Source organism: Flavonifractor sp. An82 (assembly GCF_002159265.1).
Classification (GTDB): Bacteria; Bacillota; Clostridia; order Oscillospirales; family Oscillospiraceae; genus Flavonifractor.
The window spans coordinates 156,552-173,904 of the sequence record NZ_NFHG01000003.1 but is presented as its reverse complement, the minus strand read 5'-3'; the positions used below and the strand labels follow the sequence as shown (position 1 = coordinate 173,904).

The window sequence follows — 17,353 nt, the reverse complement described above, 5'->3', positions numbered from 1 at the left end:
CTTTATCATATCAGTTTAGTACAGAAAGAAGGTGGCCATCATGGGAAAATTCGACGGCGTTCTGCTGGTCAGCGACTTTGACGATACCCTTTACGGGGAGAACATGCAGGTGGCGCCCGCCAATCTCACCGCCCTGGACTACTTTACCCGGGAAGGGGGAATCTTCACCGTGGCCACCGGCCGGGCCCACCCCACCTTTGCCCCTCACGCCCGCTGCGCCCCCATCAACGCCCCGGTGGTGCTGTCCAACGGCTCGGCGCTGTACGACTTTGACGAGGACCGGATGGTGTACGAGACCTTCCTGCCCCTGCGGGTGCAGGAGGATTTGCAGCAGGTGGCCCGGGACATCCCGGAGATCGGCTTTGAGGCCTACCACCACGACGATATCTATGTGTATCAGCCCAACGAGGTCACCCAGCGGCACCTGACCCGGGCGGGCGCCACCGCCGACCAAGTGCCCATCGCCCGGATGCCCCTGCCCTGGAGCAAGGTGATTTTGCAGCAGCGCAACGAGGTGCTGCTGGAGACCCAGCGGTACATGCTGGACCGGTGGGGGGAGCACTACGAGGTCATCTTCTCCAACGCCTACCTGCTGGAGCTCACCCGGAAGGGAAGCAACAAGGGAGGCATGGTGGCCTATCTGGCCAACTATCTGGGCATCGACCCCAAAAAGATCTACTGCGTGGGGGACAACCAGAACGACATCCCCATGCTGGCTATCTCGGCCATCCCCTTCGCCCCCTCCAACTGCGCCCAGGAGGTGAAGGACTGGGGGGCCCGCATCCTGTGCTCCTGCGAGGAGGGCTGCGTGGCCCAGATCGTGGAGATTTTGGACTCCATTTATTAAAACGCAAAAAGGAACCGCACCAAAAGGTGCGGTTCCTTTTTGTTTACACATAGCCCAGCAGGCCCCGGACGGAGACCTCCCCGGAGGACAGGGCTTCTCGGGTGCCGTCCTCCCACTCCACCACCAGGGCGAAGGTCTCGTCCACCCCCACGGCGGTGCCGGTGCGCTCGGTGCTCCCCCGGAGCACCTTGATCTGGCGGCCCACAGTGATGCAGTCCGCCCGGTATCGCTCCAGCCAGCGATCCCATTGCTCGGGAAAGTCCCGGTCCAGCCTGTCCAGGGCGTCCAGCAGGGCGGAGGCCATGGCCGCCCGGCGGGGGGCCTTCCCCAAAGCCTGGGCCAGGGAGATGGCCACAGGGGCCACCTCGGGGCCGAAATCCTCTGCACTTTGGCTCAGATTTACCCCGATGCCCGCCACCACATAGCGCAGGGCGGCGGTCTCCCCCTCCAGCTCCAGCTCGGTGAGGATGCCGCACAGCTTGCGGCCCTCCAGGATCACGTCGTTGGGCCACTTGATGGAGGGGCGGATGCTGCACACCTGCTCTACCGCGTCGCACACCGCCACCGCCGACCAGGCGGTGAGGGCGCTGACCTGCTCCAGGGGGCAGTCCGGCTTCAGCAGGGCGGACAGGTAGAGTCCCCCCGGCGGGGACACAAAGCTGCGGCCCCGGCGGCCCCGGCCTCCGGTCTGCTGGGCGGACACCACCACCAGCCCCTGGGGCACGGTATCCACCGCCCGCCGCTTGACCTCGTTGTTGGTGGAGTCCACCGTGTCCAGGCACACCAGGTTGGAGCCGATCTTCCGGCCGGGAGCCATCAGCTCCCCGGGGGAGAGGCGGTCGGGGGAGTCCTCCAGGGCGTAGCCCCGGCGGGGGGCGGAGGAGATCACATACCCCTCCTGCCGCAGGGCCTCCATGGCCTTCCACACCGCCGCCCGGCTCACCCCCAGCTTCTGACTCATGGCCTCCCCCGACAGGGGGACCCCCTTCTGGGCCCTCAGCAGGGCCAGCACCTCGTCCCGCAGCATGGTCATCCGTCCTTTCCGCTCTACGTTTTTTCTATTGTATCCTGCCTCAAGCCTTTTTGTCAACCGATCTGTATTTATAGTTGACAATTTCCAAATTGTAAACTATACTTGATTTCAAGTTTACAATATGGAGGTATCCAATGAAAGCCAAGTCCCTGGTATATGCCGCCGTCATGGCGGCCCTGATTACAGTATGCGCCTGGATCACCATTCCCACGGTGGTGCCCTTTACCCTACAGACCTTTGCCATCTTCCTGGCTGTGGGGGTGCTGGGGGGAAAGCTGGGCTCCCTGGCGGTGGGGGTATACCTGCTGATGGGGGCGGTGGGCCTGCCGGTGTTCTCCGGCTTCTCCGGCGGGCTGGGCTCCTTCGCCGGGGTCACCGGCGGCTACCTCATGGGCTTTCTCCTCATCGCCCTGGTGATGTGGGGGGCCGAGGCCCTCTTTGGCAGAGGCCCGGCGGTCTTTGTGCTCTCCGGCATTGTCGGTCTGGCGGTGTGCTACGGCTTCGGCACCGCCTGGTTCGTGCTCATGTACGCCGCCACCACCGGCCCCATGGGAGTCATGTCCGCCCTGTGGACCTGCGTGATCCCCTTCCTGCTGCCCGACGCCGTCAAGCTGGTGCTGGCCCTGGCCCTCAGCCGGCGGCTGGCCCCCGCTCTGGCCCGGGCCTGACTCATATCCCATGCCCCTGTCCCATATAGTAGCAATGAGACTCTATGGGAAAGGGGCATTGTTATGCCGTATGAAAGTGAGCGGGGCCGGCCGGAGACGGCCCACCATCTGATCCTGGAGGACCGGGAGCGCCTGTCGGTGTCCGGGGTGGAGGAGGTGGAGAGCTTTGACGAAAATACCATCGTCATGCACACCAACCGGGGCACCCTGGTGATCCGGGGGGAGAATCTGCACATTGAAAAGCTGAGTCTGGACGGGGGGGACCTGAAGGTGGAGGGGGACGTGGATTCCCTGACCTATGAGGACAGCAGGGACCGGCAGTCGGGCGGCCTCTTTGCCCGGCTCTTCCGCTGAGATGGAGATCTGGGTCTCGGAGCAGGCCCTCTACCTGGGCGGGGCCCTGGTGCTGGGGGCGGCCATTGGGCTGGTGTACGACCTGCTGCGCATTCTGCGGGTCCGCATCCCCCTGCCTCTGGTGGGGGGATGCCTGGACCTGCTGTTCTGGCTGGTGGTGACGGCGGCCATCTTCGTCTACTCCACGGTGGCGGGCCGGGGGGAGGTGCGGCTCTACCTGCTGGCGGCCATCGTGCTGGGGGGCATGGCCTATTTCCGGCTGCTCAGCCGGTGGGCCCTGTGGCTGGGCTACCGGGTGGCCGATCTTTTGGGGGTGGTGTGGCATGTGGTTACACTACCGGTTGTGGTGTTGGGAAAGCTGTGTAAAAAAATCGGAAAATCCGCAAAAAAACGCTTCCATTATGAGCCGAAGTGGTATAAAATAAATCCAATATCCGATGAAACGGAAGATACCCACCGGGCAGACGGGGAAGGAGACACCCATGAAACTCAAGAAAGCATCCCTTCTGACCAAGCTGGTCGTTCTGGCCCTGCTCATCGCCACCGCCACCGGTCTGCTGACCATGCGCAGCCAGCTGCAGGCCGCCCAGGCCGATCTGGCCGACGCCCAGAAGCAGGTGGAGGAGCAGAAGCAGGTCAACGCCGATCTGGCCGACGCCGTGGAAAACAGCGGCGATCCTGACCGGCAGGCCGATCTGGCCCGCGACAAACTGGGCCTGGTGGAGCCGGGTGAGTATGTGTTCCGGTTCACCGATTGAATTTTGAAAGAGAGGATTTTTCAGGCAAATGGAGTTTGGTGTTGGTACGATTGTGGAAGGAAAGGTCACAGGCATCACGAAGTTCGGCGCTTTCGTCTCACTGCCCGAGGGCAAGTCGGGGCTGGTGCATATCTCTGAGATCGCCTATTCCTATGTCAACGATGTAAAGGATCATCTGAAGGAAGGGCAGGAGGTCAAGGTCAAGGTCATCGGCATCGACGAGAACGGCCGTATCAACCTCTCCATCAAGAAGGCTATGGATCCGCCCCCCCGTCCCGCCGGTCACGGCGGTCAGGGTCGGCCCGGCGGTCGGCCCGGCGGCTTCAACGGCGGCTTCCGGGGCAAGCCCGCTCCCGCGGAGCCCACCACCTTTGAGGACCGCCTGAAGCAGTTCATGGCCTCCTCGGACAGCAAGCTCTCCGAGCTGCGCCAGGCCGAGCGCCGCAGCTCCCGTCGGGGCGGCCGGAAGTAATTCCATCCGTACATAACAAAAGACCTGCTGCACCTGCAGCAGGTCTTTTTTGTCATCCTCCCAGCACCTGCCACACCCCCAGGCCCACCAGGATAAGACCGGAGAGGGGGAGGGCGTATTTCCCCAGCAGCCGGCCGGCCACCCGGTCCCCCAGGGCCCGGCCCAGGGGGAGGGCCGCCAGGGTAAGTACGAAATTGGCCAGGGAGGCCAGGCCGGGGCCCACGCCGGAGGCTCCGGCAGCCACCCCTACCCCGGCATTGTTCACCGCCAGGGCAGCGGCCAAAGCCACCCAGCCCAGCAGGTTATTGCCCGCCTGGGGGGCCTCCTCCTGCCGGGCGCCCCCCAGGCTCCGCAGCCAGTCCAGCACGAACCACAGCCCGATACCCGCCAGCACCAGGCCCCCCAGAGCCCCGGCAAAGCTGCTGCCCAGAGAGACCGCCGCCCCCCGGCCCAGCACCAGGGACAGCCAGGTGATAAGGGTGGTCAGCCCGGCGATGACCAGGGTGTGGGCGGGGGAGGGGCGCACCCCCCGCACTGCCCAGCCCATGGCCAGAATGACCGTATCAAAATTACAGGCGGCGGAAAAGAGCAGGGCCGCCGCCAGCATGGAAAACCACTCCATGGGACACCTCCGTTCCGCCCATTCTATTCGGGATACGAATTGGCGGTGCCCGGGGTGGTTTTTTCAGGGCGGCTGTGCTATACTTTGCTGTACTGACGACAGAGAAGGAGAGTCCTATGGACAGTAAGGAAGTATTTTTGCAGATTTTTCGGGAAAACATTCACCGGGAGGGGTCCGACGCCCTGCTGGACTACCTGGAGCACAAGAGCGACTTTTTCACCGCCCCCGCCTCCGCCCGGTTCCACGGCTCCTACCCCGGCGGCCTGTGTGAGCACAGCGTCAACGTCTACCGCTGCCTGGAGGCCTATCTGGAGCGGGAGCGGGTACGGGAGCTGTACGGCCTGGACTATTCCCCTGAGAGCGTGGCTCTGGTGTCCCTCCTCCACGACGTGTGCAAGACGGGGTGCTACAAGGCGGGCACCCGCAATGTGAAGGGCCCTGACGGCAAGTGGCAGACCGTGCCCACCTTCTTCTACGAGGACAGCCTGCCCTACGGCCACGGGGAAAAGAGCGTGTACATCCTCTCCGGATTCCTGCGGCTTACCCGGGAGGAGGCCATGGCCATCCGCTGGCACATGGGCTTCTCCGGCGACGAGGACAAGCGGCTGGTGGGTCAGGCCTTCCAGCAGTATCCCCTGGCCTTTGCCCTCAGCGTGGCCGACATGGAGGCCACTTATTTTCTGGAGAAGGACGAGGCGTAATCATCGTGGCAAAACGAGAAAACGATCTGGGACGGGACCCGGTAGGCAAGCTGCTGCTCCGGCTGGCCCTGCCGTCGGTGACCGCTCAGCTGGTCAACGCTCTGTACAACATTGTGGACCGCATCTACATCGGCCGCATCGAGGGGGTGGGCGATCTGGCCCTCACCGGTCTGGGGGTCTGCTTCCCGGTACTGATGTTTGTCTCCGCCATCTCCGCCCTGGTGGGCATGGGGGGCGGCTCCCGTGCGGTGGTGCGCATGGGGGAGGGCAAGGAGGAGCAGGCCAACGCCATTCTGGGCAACTGTACCGCCCTGCTCATCGCCCTGTCGGTGCTGGTGACCGGCATTTTCCTGGCCATCAAGGAGCCTATGCTCCTCCTCTTCGGTGCCACGGAGAACACCATCGGCTTTGCCAGTGACTACCTGACCATCTACCTGGTGGGCACCATCTTTGTGGAGATCTCCCTGGGGCTCAACTTCTTCATTACCGCCCAGGGCTTCTCCACCATCTCCATGGCCACGGTGCTCATCGGCGCAGTGACCAACATCGTGCTGGACCCCATCTTCATCTTTGGCCTGCACATGGGCGTCAAGGGCGCCGCCCTGGCCACCATCACCGCCCAGGCGGTGTCGGCGGTGTGGGTCCTCCGGTTCCTTACCGGCAAGCGCACCAAGCTGCGCCTCCAGCGGCGCTACTTCCGCATCAATCCCAGGGTGCTGGCCCCGGTGGTGGCACTGGGCGTCTCCCCCTTCATCATGAACGCCACCGAGAGCCTGGTGAACGTGGCCTTCAACGCCTCCCTGAAGGCCTACGGCGGCGACCCCGCCGTGGGTGCCATGACCATCTGCTCCAGTGTGCTGCAGATCTTCTTCCTGCTGCTCCAGGGCATTGCTCAGGGCGCCCAGCCCATCATCGGCTTCAACTACGGCGCCGGGAAGCTGGACCGGGTACGCAAGGCCTACAAGCTGCTGTTCATCAGCGCCTTCTCCTTCAGTTGCACCGCCTGCCTGGCCCTGGAGCTCTTCCCCCATGCCTTCGTGCTCCTCTTCAACGACAAACCGGAGCTGGTAGATCTGGCGGTGTGGGCCCTGCGGATCTATGTGGCAGGCATGTTCATGCTGGGTGTCCAGACCTCCTGCCAGCAGACCTTCGTGGCTCTGGGTCAGGCCAAGATCTCCCTCTTCCTGGCCCTGCTGCGGAAGATCATCCTGCTGCTCCCCCTGATCCTCATCCTGCCCCGGCTGATCCCCGGCCATCAGGTGATGGCGGTCTTCCTGGCCGAGCCGGTGGCCGACGTGCTGGCCGCCCTCACCACCGGGCTCATGTTCCTGTGGCGCTTCCCCCGCATCCTGAAGCGCCGTCAGAAAGAGCTGGAGGGAAAACCCGCATAACCTACAAAAAGGACGTGCTGCAAAAAGCAGCACGTCCTTTTTCTCCTATGATTCGCCTTCTGCGGCCTGAAGCTGGCCCGCCTCCCGCATGGCCCGGCGCAGACGGCTGAGGGTCACCTGGGTCATGCCCAGGAAGGAAGCGATATGCTTGCCGCTGACCTGGTGGCACAGACCGGGATAGGACCGGAGAAACCACTGGTAGCGCTCCATGGCGGTGTACTGATACATGGCCGCCTTGACCTCCCAGTGGCACTTGAGTGCCTCCAGCAGAAAGGCGGTGTACAGACGGTAGAGCTGGGGATATTCCTCCAGCAGCTCCAGCACCGGCCCCATGGGCAGCTCCAGCACCTGGCTGTCCTCCAGGGCCTCGATGCTGATGGTGGCCGGTTCCCCCAGGGCAATGCAGGCGGTGGCCGGCGCCCCGGGCTTGAACGCGAAGCAATCACTGATGTCCCTGCCGCCGGCGTCCAGGAAGTACCCCCGCAGCAGGCCCTGAAGCAGAAAGGTCAGCTTGGAGGGCACTTCCCCCTCCCGGTACAGCAGGTGTCCCTTTTTCACGTGCCGCACCTCTCCCAATTCCGTGAGCCGCCGGATGAGCCGCTCATCCGACAGACCGAACAGGTCTTGGTAGAGCTTTTCCAAACTCATTTCCCATCCCCCCTCCCTGCGGAATATTGGTGGTTTATTTTATCATATTTTCCCTGGTTTCTACATTATCCCAGGTTAATTTCAGGAAAGTTCTCCTTCGAACTATTTTGCCTCAGGGGTTCCCACCACATATCCGGGCCCTTGGGCGCATATACATCCCCCGTGAGAATCAATGCGGGGAGTGTTGCTGTTTGAAAGGGAATATCGAGGAACGCGCCTGCCGGCTGGCGCTTTACATCATAGAGAACCGTGCCACGGTGCGTGCCGCCGCCCGGCAGTTCGGCATCAGCAAATCCACCGTACATATAGACAATACAAAATAGAACGGTTTATCTGGAGTATTTCATAGCGCATACAGTAAACCCCACAACGGCTGCAAATCAAAGCCGTTGTGGGGTTTTCTCCTTAAAACAACAGCCTTCTTGTTCTGTACCCTTGCTCTATTTACTTCGGATATACTCGACATTTACGGGCTTCTCCAAATATAGCTTGCGCAAAATTAAGGATGGGTTTGGCATTACCCACGCCGAAAAGTTTTTGCGCAAAGGAATGGGGCTGAAGCCACAATCTTCAAAGCGTTTCAAATAGACCTTCTGTTCGTCTTTATCCCATTTTGTTTTTGCAAGTGCCTTGTCAACAGAACCATATTTTACAATATTTTTGACAAGCGACTGCATTTCATAGCGTACATAATCTTGATAAGGGCCATGCCAGATGCGCTTCATCAGTTCCGGTTCTCTGATATAACAGGCCGGTGGGAAGTGATCCAAGAATGCATCGCAGAGTAAAATACCTGCGTTATCAATAAAGCAGTTGAGAAGCTCTACATTCACGTCCGTTTGCAGCTTATTTTCAAATTTATGAATCAAGTTTCGCTCCATACGCAGTTCGTAGCGCAAAATACCCTTTGGCAGCTTTTCATAGCTTAACTCCAGGCCCTCTTCGGTGATCTGATATGTCTTGTCATACATGACCAGTTCATAGCTGCCGCAGGCAAAGCGGATGTAGTGCTTGTTATATCGGCGCTCCCTCTCTTTGTCCTTATCGTGGAACAGTTTGCAGAGCAAGTGGGATTGCCCTGTGTGTCCATGCTGGGCAGCCAGTTGGCTCCAGAGGATATCATCGGCGTGCCCCAGATCGCAGACGGACGGAGCGTGTTCTGCCCGCCCAGGATGATCGCCAGGGATGAGCCCTACTGCCTGTTCCTGGACGAGCTCAACGCCTGCTCTCAGGAGGTGCAGAAGGCCTTCTACTCCCTGATCCTGGAGCGCCGGGTGGGGGAGTACCATCTCCCCGAGGGCTCCATCGTGGTGGGAGCGGGCAATCGGGCCCAGGACAACGCCATCACCCGGCCCATGTCCTCCGCCCTGCTCAACCGCATGTTCCATGTGGAGCTGCGGGCGGATGTCCGTCTCTGGCTGGAGTGGGCGGCCCAGAATGGCATCCACCCCTGGATCTACGACTACATCTGCGCCCGGCCGGATCAGCTCTGGAGCCCGGCGCCCAAGACGGAGGAGCCCTTCTCCACGCCCCGGAGCTGGCACATGCTCAGCGACGCCATCTACAGCTATGGGGAGCAGCTCACAGACCGGGAGCTGTCCATCCTGTCCAACGGCTGCCTAACGGCGGCCCACGCCGCCCAGTTCTGCGCCTACGTCCGTCAGGTGAGAGGCCAGTATTCGCTCAGTAAGATTCTCGGTGGGGAGCAGGGCTGGCCGGATAAGCCGGAGGAGCGGGATATCCTCTACTTCCTGGCCCAGAGCCTCCGGGCGCAGCTGTTGAAGGAACTGCCCCGTAACCGCGGGCAGTTGAGCGGGGAGGCCCGGCAGCTGGCTGCCCGGGCCAAGGAGCTGCTGCTGGAGCTGTCCAACATCAGCCTGGAGATCGCCCAGATGGCGGTGACGCCGGAGGGGGAGGAAACCCTGCCCGCATGGTTCCTGGCGGAGGTGGTGCGGGAGCTGCCCGCTTTGGCTAAGAGGCAGGGGTGAGCCATGGCTGAAAAGCAAAATAGGAAGCAGCCGGAACGCCCGGCATACGAGACCGCCTGGGAGAAGATACGGAGTGGGATGCTGAGAGATCTGGCCTGGAGTGTCTACCCGCAGCTTGGAAAACCGGGACAGATGGCGCGGGATGACTGGGCCTGTGTGACCAGCCAGGGGGAGCTTGTCCTGAACTCTGCCCGCTCGGGTACGGTGGGGGAGTGGGAGTACGTGCTCACCCACTGCCTGCTCCACCTGGGGATGGATCACTTCCGGCGGGAGCGGATGGATGACCCCGCCTGGCTGACAGCTTGTGATCTGCTTGTCACCGACTTCCTTCGGAGCAGCCACACCGGCACCCTTCCGCCGGAGTTCCAGCGGACGCCGCCCTTCCCGGCCAGGAGCGAAGAACAGGCATACAGCTACCTGAAAGAGCATCCGGAGCTGCTGGCAGAGTGCGGTTTCAGTACCACGACCCACGGCCGCCCGGACATGGTGTGGACAGGGGAGCTGCCCCATAGGACTTCCTTCCAGAAGCTCTTTGCCCAGTCTCTCCAGAATGCCATCCAGGACGCACTGAGAAGCTCCAGCCGGCTGGGAGAGGGGATGGGCCGTTGGAGGCCGGATTACCTCCAGGCCCGGGATTGGTTCCTGTCCAGCTACCCACTCCTGGGGGCTCTGGCGTCCTCCTTCACCATTGTGGATGATCGGGACACGGTACGTCGTATGGGGATCTCTGTGGCGGCGGTGAACTGTCAGCTCCGGGAGCTCTATCTTAACCCGGATTGCCGCCTGCATCTGGAGGGGTGGAAATTCATCCTGGCCCACGAGTTCCTCCACGCCGCGCTCCGCCACGATGTGCGTTGCCAGGATCGTGACCCCGTTCTGTGGAATGTGGCCTGTGATTTTGTGGTCAACGACTGGCTGCTGGAGATGAACGTGGGCGCTATGCCCGACTTCGCCCTTCACGATCCAGCCTTCCGGGGAATGTCAGTGGAGGGCGTCTATGATCAGGTCTGTCAGGATGTCCGCTTCTACACCGGGCGAGATCCCAAAGACCTGCTCTACGGGGACGAGGCGTGGTGGGACACCTTGGAGGGCAGCGAGGTGGACGAGTATTACCGCTCCGCCATCTATCAAGGCCTGGAGTACCACACCAGACAGGGACGCGGCTTCCTGCCCGCCGGTCTGGTTGAGGAGATCCGCGCCGTCAGCCGACCGCCCATCCCTTGGGATGTGGAGCTGGCTAGGTGGTTCGATGAGCAGTTCGCGCCTATGGAGAAGCACCGGAGTTATGCCCGCCTCAGCCGGAGGCAGAGCGCCACCCCGGACATTCCCCGCCCCGCCTGGAGAACGGAGCCAGATGTGGAGCATCAGCGGATCTTCGGCGTGGTGCTGGACACCTCCGGCTCCATGGACCGGCAGCTGCTGGCCGCCGCCCTGGGTTCCATCGCCAGCTACAGCCAGGCCAGGGATGTCCACCATGTGCGGGTGGTGTTCTGTGACGCCGCCCCGTATGACCAGGGGGTACTGCACCCGGAGGACATCGCCGGGGCGGTACAGGTGCGGGGCCGGGGCGGCACCAAACTCCAGCCGGGCATCGACCTACTGGAACATGACCCCGCCTTTCCCAAAGACGCGCCCCTGCTGATTATCACAGACGGGGCCTGTGACCGGCTCCAGCTCCACGGAAGGGAGCACGCCTATCTGATCCCCTGGGGCAATCGTTTGCCCTTTCCACCCAGAGGGCCGGTATTCAAGCTACGGTAGGTCAGTGCGCTATTTTAACAGGGCGCTGCCACAAGCAGGAAGAAGCTGTGATGGTACACAGGCCGGTAAAAGGAGGCTCTTGGATGCCGGAAGGTCTGACAGCACCTTCACCGGCCCGATCATCGAATCTCTTCTCCTGATCTTGCTGCGGCTGCTGTATCTGGACATCTGGGCCTATGACGGCCAGATCAAACAGTTTGACAAACTATTGATGGAACTGTACCGTACCAGGGAGGAGAAATGTGCCCGACAGCTCTTTCCACTGTTGAACAAACTGGCAGAGCTCCATATCTACTTCCGGCTGCTCCGCCTTGACTGGCGGGCGCGGCTCAAGGAAGCCCGGATGAAGAACTACGAGAATATCCTTGATCTGCTGCCCCACAAGGAGATCATCCACATCCCCAGCAGCATCCACACCATACAGAATCAGGTGCTGGGTTTGATCCAGAAGGCGCTGGACATGGACGGACGCAAGGACTCTTTGGAGAAAAAGCTGGAGGACTACTACGCCCGGGAGGAGCGGGACCCGCTGAAGGTGTTCCGCTTCCACCCCCAGCTCATGGATTTTGAGCGGGTGGAGGGCCATGGCTTTGTGGAGGTTCTGCACCCTAGGAGCATCTACGACCTCATTGACTTCAGCGTGCGGGAATGCGTCAAGCGGGAGATCAAAATGCGGGTGTGTAAGAACTGCGGCCATTGGTTCGCCCTCACTGGGCGGACGAACGCCGAGTACTGTGAGGTGACCCGGGACAGCAAAGGCCGCACCTGCAAGGAGATCGGCGCCATTGCCCCGTGGAACAAAAACAAGAGCTAGGACGAGATCTTCAAGATTTACCGCAGAGAGTACAAAAACGCTTTGCCTGGATCAAGGCAAAGCGGATCGACCCGGCTGTGTTCTACGAGTGGAGCGCTAAGGCTCGGAAGAAGAAGGACGCCTGTGAGCAAGGGGAACTGACCCTGGCGGAGTTCCAGGCGTGGCTGAAGCAGTCGTGAGAAGCAGGGAGCCGGGGCTGACCCAAACGGTCAGCCCCGGGCTCTATTGATTCTATGCGGCGCAATTTTAGAGAGACTTCGCTCTCCTTTCCGGTACTAAAAATAATTCATTGCCCTATGCAGATGGGTATGTTACTATAATGAAATCAAAAGCATCAGACAGTGTCTTTTCCGGAAATCATACACGAGGTGGGTGAAAGGGATGCTCAATATTGCGTCATTGAGGACAACGACCGGGATGCAAAAATACTGGAGCAATGCCTGACACGATATGCCACACAGAACCATCTCCAGTTCCAGGTCGCGCACTTTTCCAGCGCCCTCAAGTTCATCAACGCCTACAAGTCCAACTACGACCTGATCTTCATGGACATTGAGATGCCGCTGATGTCCGGCATGGAGGCGGCGAAGGCCCTCCGGCAGATTGACCGGGGTGTGACTGTGGTTGTCAACTCCTGGGGATACATCCTGGGGGCGCTCCTGTCCTATGTGCCGTTCTGCGTGGCCGTCTATATGCTTTTTGCCCGGAAGATCGGCGCCTTTGACTTCGACTATGAGAAGGGTGAGTTCCACATGCGGGCGGGCCTGCTCAGCGCGGTAATGGTGCGTCTGCGTGGGCATTACACGACTGGTGAAAAGCGGCGCAGATCGCCCTGAGAGTGCTGTTATTGCGAAGAGCTTGTACGCCATCATTTGCTGCCTGCTGTGCCTGACCATGCTGTTTGAGCTCAATCGGCGGGCCAAGCTGACCAAGGAGATGGAGATGGTGCGCATGCTGTGGAAGGAGGACAGCAAGCAGCTGGCCGAGCGGAAGGACACCATCGAGCTGATCAACATGAAGTGCCACGACATCCGGCACAAGCTGGAGGACTACCACCTGTCCCTGACCAACGACGAGGAGAAGGAGATCAAGTCCCTGATCCAGATTTACGACCAGACATACCGGACCGGCAACCAGACCCGGGATGTGCTGGACGGGAAGGCAAAGCAGATCCTGAAGAACTACGCCCTGGGACGGCTCATTGTAGCGGGGGACAACCGATACCTGTCCGGCGACCTGCTGGACTTTCTGGCTTTTCTGGTAGAGGACCGGATTCCGGACACCAAGCGGCAGAAGAACTACTATCTGGCGGCCATGCTGGACCGCTTCCCATCCGGCTCCTTCTACGCCCCTGGTGCCGCCTACGCGCACGGGGATGTGTGCACCCTCCTGCGCAACCCCCATATCGCCCGGAACGAGGAGCTCCAGCTCTCCTTCTTCGACGCCAAAGAGGAGCGCAGGCAGATGCGCCGCCACTACTTTGGACATCTCACCGATGTGGTGATGGTGAGTGCCGACATGCTGGCGGCGGAGCGGCTCGACCGGGCCTGCCCGGAAACGGTGCCGCCCCAGGTGCTCCGCACCCTGGTGGCCTACTACATCGCCAACCGGCCGGAGGACAGTGACTGGGTGGTGCTCCCTGTCATGAACTTCGACTGTTACTTTGGGGACACCAAGTTCGGCCGGAAATACCTGGCCATGCTCCCGGACGAGGTTATCCAGCGGAGCAGCAGCTTCGGCGTCAGCCGCTATCGAGTGCGAGAGGAATATTTGCCCAAATAAGTGACGGGGCTGGCCGTGCGGTCAGCCCCGTACTCTTTGTCAACAGTGTATCAAATGATAATTCAAGCAGGAATGCCTCGGTAGCTTTGCCGCTTCATTGTATCTCAGCAAATTTTTTTGGTATATTGAGGGCACAAGACTGCATAATGGGTGGTGGGCTTCATGCACATTGAGATGACGGAGCAGCAGATGCGTACGCGGGGCGGTTTGATGGATGAGCTGTTGGAAAAGGCCTTTGACGCCGCAGTAATCGTGGATCGGGATGGGCGCTTTGTGTACAACACAAAGGGCTCTCTGGCCCTGCGGGGTTTAGCCCTGGAGGAGATTGCAGGCAAATATTACTGGGAGATCAATCCGGGCGCAAAGTTCCACACCACTCTGGAGAGCGGGCGGGCACAGCTGGGCGTGATCGATGTGGTGGAGGGGCGCAAATGTCTGGTGAACATTTTCCCCATCTGCTGTGACTCTCAGGTAATTGGGGCGCTATCTACTGTCCTGTTCAAAAATCTGACGAACCTGAAACAGATTATTGCCAAGCTGCCAGAGACTCACGGCGCCGAGGTAGATAACTATAATACCGTCTCCCGGCTTGCCACCAGCTACACGTTTGCCGATTACATCGGGGAAAGCCAAGCGGCTAAGGATGTGATTCAGCAGTGCCGGCTGGCCGCCCAATCCATGCGCCCGGTGCTGCTCATCGGGGAGACGGGAACGGGTAAAGAAATCCTGGCTAATGCCATCCATGCGGAGGTGAACCGCCATGTCTGGACCCCCTGCATTAAAATCAACTGCTCTGCCATCCCTGATAATTTGCTGGAATCTGAGCTTTTCGGCCATGAAAAAGGGGCGTTCACAGGGGCTCAGGCCACGAAAATTGGCAAATTTGAGCTGGCCAGTAATGGATCCATACTACTGGACGAAATTGGAGAGATGGATCTGCGGCTACAAAGCAAGCTGCTTCGGGTGCTGGAGGAAAAGGAATTCGAGCGCATCGGCGGAACCAGGCTTGTACCTCTCAAGGCCAGGCTTATATCCTCCACCAACGCCGACTTACGGCAGCTTTGCCGTGAGGGCAAGTTCCGCTCAGATCTCTACTACCGCTTGGCGGCCTTTGAAATCCATGTACCACCCCTCCGAGACCGGGCCACAGACATACCTCTGTTGGTAGAGAATCTAAAGCAGCGTGAGCAACTGGAGTTTACACTGGGGGAGGATGCCCTAAGGGTTCTTATGCAGTACCGCTGGCCGGGGAATGTGCGGGAGCTGCGCAACATCCTCAGCCGCTTGGATATTAAGTACCGCGGCCAGCAGGTCAGTGCCAGTGCCGTGCAGCGGGAACTGGAGCAGTCCATCGACTATGAGCCTCCCGCTGCCCAAACGCCGCAGACGACAATGCCCGGGAAGCAGACAGATGCCTATGCCCGCATGGATGCCTTGCTGGAGCAGAACGGTCACAATGTGGCGAAAACCGCCAGGGAACTGGGGGTGAGCCGTGCTACCATATACAACCGGCTGAAAAAGCGAAAGAACTGTAAAGCGTAAACTTTACATGTATAAAAAGTGTAAAAAAATATACACGACGCCGATCCCTTTTTCGGGAGTCCAGGGTGACAGAAAATCCCTGGGCTCCCGCTTTTTTATAAAGTTATAGGCACAATGCATAATAGAGTGAGGCGCCGATTGTGTAAACAGCCAAACAAATGGGTCAAACCGCAGTTTGGCATACCCTTTGCGTTTATACGGGGCAGCAGACATGAAACACGATGCTTTCCACGTTGAATTTTTGGAGGTGCTGTATGAGCAAAGTCGGAAAATATAGCCGCGGCGTATCAATCATTGGCGTGGGCTGCACGCCGTTTACCAATACGCTGAAAAACCCGGAGACGATGGGGCTGACTGAGTCGGAGCTCTTTGGCTATGCGGCCATCGAGTCCATGGAGGATGCGGGGATCAACCCCGGCATGATCCAGGCCTATTTCCACGGCCAGGGGAATGCCGTCCAATCCTCTGACCACTCCTCAGCCAATGTACAGGTCAATGACTGGTTCGGCACCAGGGGGTTGGGCTCCTATGCCCATTCAGAGGCCTGCTGTACGGGTTACGCCGCCCTGGATCTGGCGGTGCAGGCGGTAGCTTCGGGAAAGTACGACTTTGTGCTGACGGGGGGCGTGGAGATGGGCCTGGACAACTTCGTCCCCGGTATGCCCGCCCACTTCCGCAAACCTTTTACCACCGCTGAGTTTGCCGCCCGCGTGAGCACTGTGTATGACCGGGCCTACACCAGGCACTTCGCCGCCGGCCCGTTTATGCAGTATGACGACTATATCGACCAGTACATCAAGGAGAACGGCCTCACACCGGAGCAGATTGACGAGGTGCTCAACGTGCTGGCGGTCACCTTCCGCCGCAACGCCGCAAACAACCCCTTGGGTTACCGCCGGGAAACCTTTGAGACACTGGCGGAAAAGGCGGGCTTCGATAATGTGCTGGACTACATGAAGTCCCCGGACTATAACCCCATGCTGTCCCAGTATTTGAGAAAGCAGAGCATGGAGGCCCGGGCCGACGGCGCCGCCGCCTGCGTGGTCTGTCCCACGGAGCTGGCCTATCAGTTCAAGCAGACCCCCATCGAGGTCATCGGTGTGGGCAACTGTGTGCTGGATGCCATCCACCCCCATATGGAGACCCGGGCCACTAAGATCGCTGTGGATCAGGCTTACGCCTTCGCTGGGATCACGGCGGAGGACGTTGATCTGCTCCTCTGCCAGGATTTCTTCCTCTCCTCGGCGCTGCTGGGCGCAGAGGTGAGCGGCTATATCCCCGAGGGCCAGGGGTGGAAATACATTCTGGATGGCCGGGTGGAGATTAACGGGGACAAGCCCCTGAATACCAACGGCGGACGCTGCCACTTTGGCCACGCCCATGCCGCCTCCGGCCTTGCGGATGTGTATGAGGCCGTCAAACAGATGCGGGGCCAGGCGGGGACGAACCAGATGAAGAAGATCCCAAAGACTACCATGCTGCGGGGCTTCGGCGGCGGTCAAAACATCTGTGTAGAGATTCTGAGAACAGCGGAGTGAGGGGTGTGCGCCATGAGAAAAATGGAATCGATTGTCAAGCGTTTCTATGATGAACTGGAGGCAGGCAGGATCATGGGCCGTAAATGCCCGAAGTGCGGCTCGGTGGAGTTTCCCCCCAGGATTGCCTGCACTGCCTGCGGCCACTTTGAAATGGAGTGGATCGAGATGAGCGGCAGAGGGCAGGTCACCTCATTCATCGAGCCGTCCGGGATGACCGGCGCCCAAAATGAGGTATTCAAGCCCTATGTGATGGGCAACGTGACCACCGAAGAGGGGGCGGAGCTGTGCGCAATCGTCCGGGGGATCACTCCGGAAATGGCCGATGAGGCCAGGAAGAGTCTGCCCCTCCCTGTGCAAGCATCCATTTTCCCCCGGGATGGCTTCAAGATTGTGGTTTACGACTTGGTAAAGGAGTAAATCAGAGGAAAAGGAGA

At 60.2% G+C, this 17,353-nt stretch carries 20 protein-coding genes and 1 pseudogene; 17 read left to right on the top strand and 4 right to left on the bottom strand.

From position 1 onward, the window contains the following. Positions 1–40: 40 nt before the first annotated feature. A complete protein-coding gene (locus tag B5G34_RS05920; protein ID WP_242956873.1) occupies positions 41–847 on the top strand; it encodes an HAD-IIB family hydrolase in 807 nt (268 codons plus the stop codon). A 43-nt stretch (positions 848–890) separates the two neighbouring features. On the opposite strand, the gene B5G34_RS05915 is transcribed toward B5G34_RS05920, so the two are convergent. After that, a complete protein-coding gene (locus B5G34_RS05915) occupies positions 891–1,874 on the bottom strand; it encodes a biotin--[acetyl-CoA-carboxylase] ligase (protein ID WP_087335264.1) in 984 nt (327 codons plus the stop codon). 140 nt (positions 1,875–2,014) lie between these two features. On the opposite strand from B5G34_RS05915, the gene B5G34_RS05910 reads away from it, so the two are divergent. From B5G34_RS05910 to B5G34_RS05890, 4 genes are all read left to right on the top strand, one after another. Next, positions 2,015–2,548, top strand: coding sequence for a biotin transporter BioY (locus B5G34_RS05910; RefSeq protein WP_087335151.1), 534 nt, complete (start codon positions 2,015–2,017; stop codon positions 2,546–2,548). Positions 2,549–2,611: 63 nt separating this feature from the next. Continuing rightward, complete coding sequence (gene yabP / locus B5G34_RS05905) at positions 2,612–2,902, top strand: sporulation protein YabP (RefSeq protein WP_087335149.1); 291 nt, start codon at positions 2,612–2,614, stop codon at positions 2,900–2,902. A gap of 482 nt (positions 2,903–3,384) precedes the next feature. After that, on the top strand, positions 3,385–3,660 hold the full coding sequence (locus tag B5G34_RS05895) for a septum formation initiator family protein (protein ID WP_087335146.1): 276 nt from the start codon (positions 3,385–3,387) through the stop codon (positions 3,658–3,660). A 28-nt stretch (positions 3,661–3,688) separates the two neighbouring features. Beyond that, positions 3,689–4,132, top strand: a complete 444-nt coding sequence (locus tag B5G34_RS05890) for a S1 RNA-binding domain-containing protein (protein WP_087335144.1) — start codon at positions 3,689–3,691, stop codon at positions 4,130–4,132. 52 nt (positions 4,133–4,184) lie between these two features. Here the strand turns inward: B5G34_RS05890 and B5G34_RS05885 are convergent, their stop codons facing one another. Further along, positions 4,185–4,754, bottom strand: coding sequence for a sporulation protein (locus tag B5G34_RS05885; RefSeq protein WP_087335142.1), 570 nt, complete (start codon positions 4,752–4,754; stop codon positions 4,185–4,187). A gap of 116 nt (positions 4,755–4,870) precedes the next feature. On the opposite strand from B5G34_RS05885, the gene B5G34_RS05880 reads away from it, so the two are divergent. Beyond that, entirely contained in the window at positions 4,871–5,455 is a 585-nt protein-coding gene (locus B5G34_RS05880; RefSeq protein ID WP_087335141.1) for a hydrolase, read from the top strand. 5 nt (positions 5,456–5,460) lie between these two features. Continuing rightward, a complete protein-coding gene (locus B5G34_RS05875) occupies positions 5,461–6,846 on the top strand; it encodes an MATE family efflux transporter (protein ID WP_204245914.1) in 1,386 nt (461 codons plus the stop codon). Between the two features lie 45 nt (positions 6,847–6,891). On the opposite strand, the gene B5G34_RS05870 is transcribed toward B5G34_RS05875, so the two are convergent. Beyond that, positions 6,892–7,494: a Crp/Fnr family transcriptional regulator gene (locus tag B5G34_RS05870; protein ID WP_087335139.1), complete on the bottom strand. Its 603-nt coding sequence runs from the start codon at positions 7,492–7,494 to the stop codon at positions 6,892–6,894. 191 nt (positions 7,495–7,685) lie between these two features. Between B5G34_RS05870 and B5G34_RS05865 the strand changes: the two are divergent. Next, positions 7,686–7,814, top strand: a pseudogene (locus tag B5G34_RS05865) (sporulation transcriptional regulator SpoIIID); the annotation flags it as partial. A 120-nt stretch (positions 7,815–7,934) separates the two neighbouring features. On the opposite strand, the gene B5G34_RS05860 reads toward B5G34_RS05865, so the two are convergent. Beyond that, complete coding sequence (locus B5G34_RS05860) at positions 7,935–8,561, bottom strand: hypothetical protein (RefSeq protein ID WP_140397208.1); 627 nt, start codon at positions 8,559–8,561, stop codon at positions 7,935–7,937. Positions 8,562–8,582: 21 nt separating this feature from the next. Here B5G34_RS05860 and B5G34_RS05855 point away from each other — a divergent pair, with 21 nt between their 5' ends. The 9 genes from B5G34_RS05855 (at position 8,583) to B5G34_RS05820 (ending at position 17,336) form a co-directional block, all read left to right on the top strand. Further along, positions 8,583–9,482, top strand: a complete 900-nt coding sequence (locus B5G34_RS05855; RefSeq protein WP_162609433.1) for a MoxR family ATPase — start codon at positions 8,583–8,585, stop codon at positions 9,480–9,482. A 3-nt stretch (positions 9,483–9,485) separates the two neighbouring features. Next, positions 9,486–11,243 (top strand): VWA-like domain-containing protein, encoded by a 1,758-nt coding sequence (locus tag B5G34_RS05850; RefSeq protein ID WP_087335130.1) that lies wholly within the window; start codon positions 9,486–9,488, stop codon positions 11,241–11,243. Between the two features lie 79 nt (positions 11,244–11,322). After that, positions 11,323–12,057, top strand: a complete 735-nt coding sequence (locus B5G34_RS05845) for a DUF6076 domain-containing protein (RefSeq protein WP_242956871.1) — start codon at positions 11,323–11,325, stop codon at positions 12,055–12,057. Beyond that, positions 12,036–12,236, top strand: a complete 201-nt coding sequence (locus tag B5G34_RS19090) for a hypothetical protein (protein WP_242956869.1) — start codon at positions 12,036–12,038, stop codon at positions 12,234–12,236. The genes B5G34_RS05845 and B5G34_RS19090 overlap by 22 nt, the downstream gene beginning before the upstream one ends. Before the next feature lie 189 nt (positions 12,237–12,425). Continuing rightward, entirely contained in the window at positions 12,426–12,893 is a 468-nt protein-coding gene (locus B5G34_RS05840) for a response regulator (RefSeq protein ID WP_162609430.1), read from the top strand. 22 nt (positions 12,894–12,915) lie between these two features. After that, positions 12,916–13,839, top strand: coding sequence for a hypothetical protein (locus tag B5G34_RS05835; protein ID WP_087335127.1), 924 nt, complete (start codon positions 12,916–12,918; stop codon positions 13,837–13,839). A 162-nt stretch (positions 13,840–14,001) separates the two neighbouring features. Beyond that, positions 14,002–15,381: a sigma 54-interacting transcriptional regulator gene (locus B5G34_RS05830; RefSeq protein WP_087335125.1), complete on the top strand. Its 1,380-nt coding sequence runs from the start codon at positions 14,002–14,004 to the stop codon at positions 15,379–15,381. Between the two features lie 254 nt (positions 15,382–15,635). Next, positions 15,636–16,919, top strand: a complete 1,284-nt coding sequence (locus tag B5G34_RS05825; protein ID WP_087335124.1) for a thiolase family protein — start codon at positions 15,636–15,638, stop codon at positions 16,917–16,919. Positions 16,920–16,931: 12 nt separating this feature from the next. Continuing rightward, complete coding sequence (locus B5G34_RS05820; protein WP_087335122.1) at positions 16,932–17,336, top strand: zinc ribbon domain-containing protein; 405 nt, start codon at positions 16,932–16,934, stop codon at positions 17,334–17,336. The last annotated feature ends 17 nt before the right edge of the window (positions 17,337–17,353 follow it).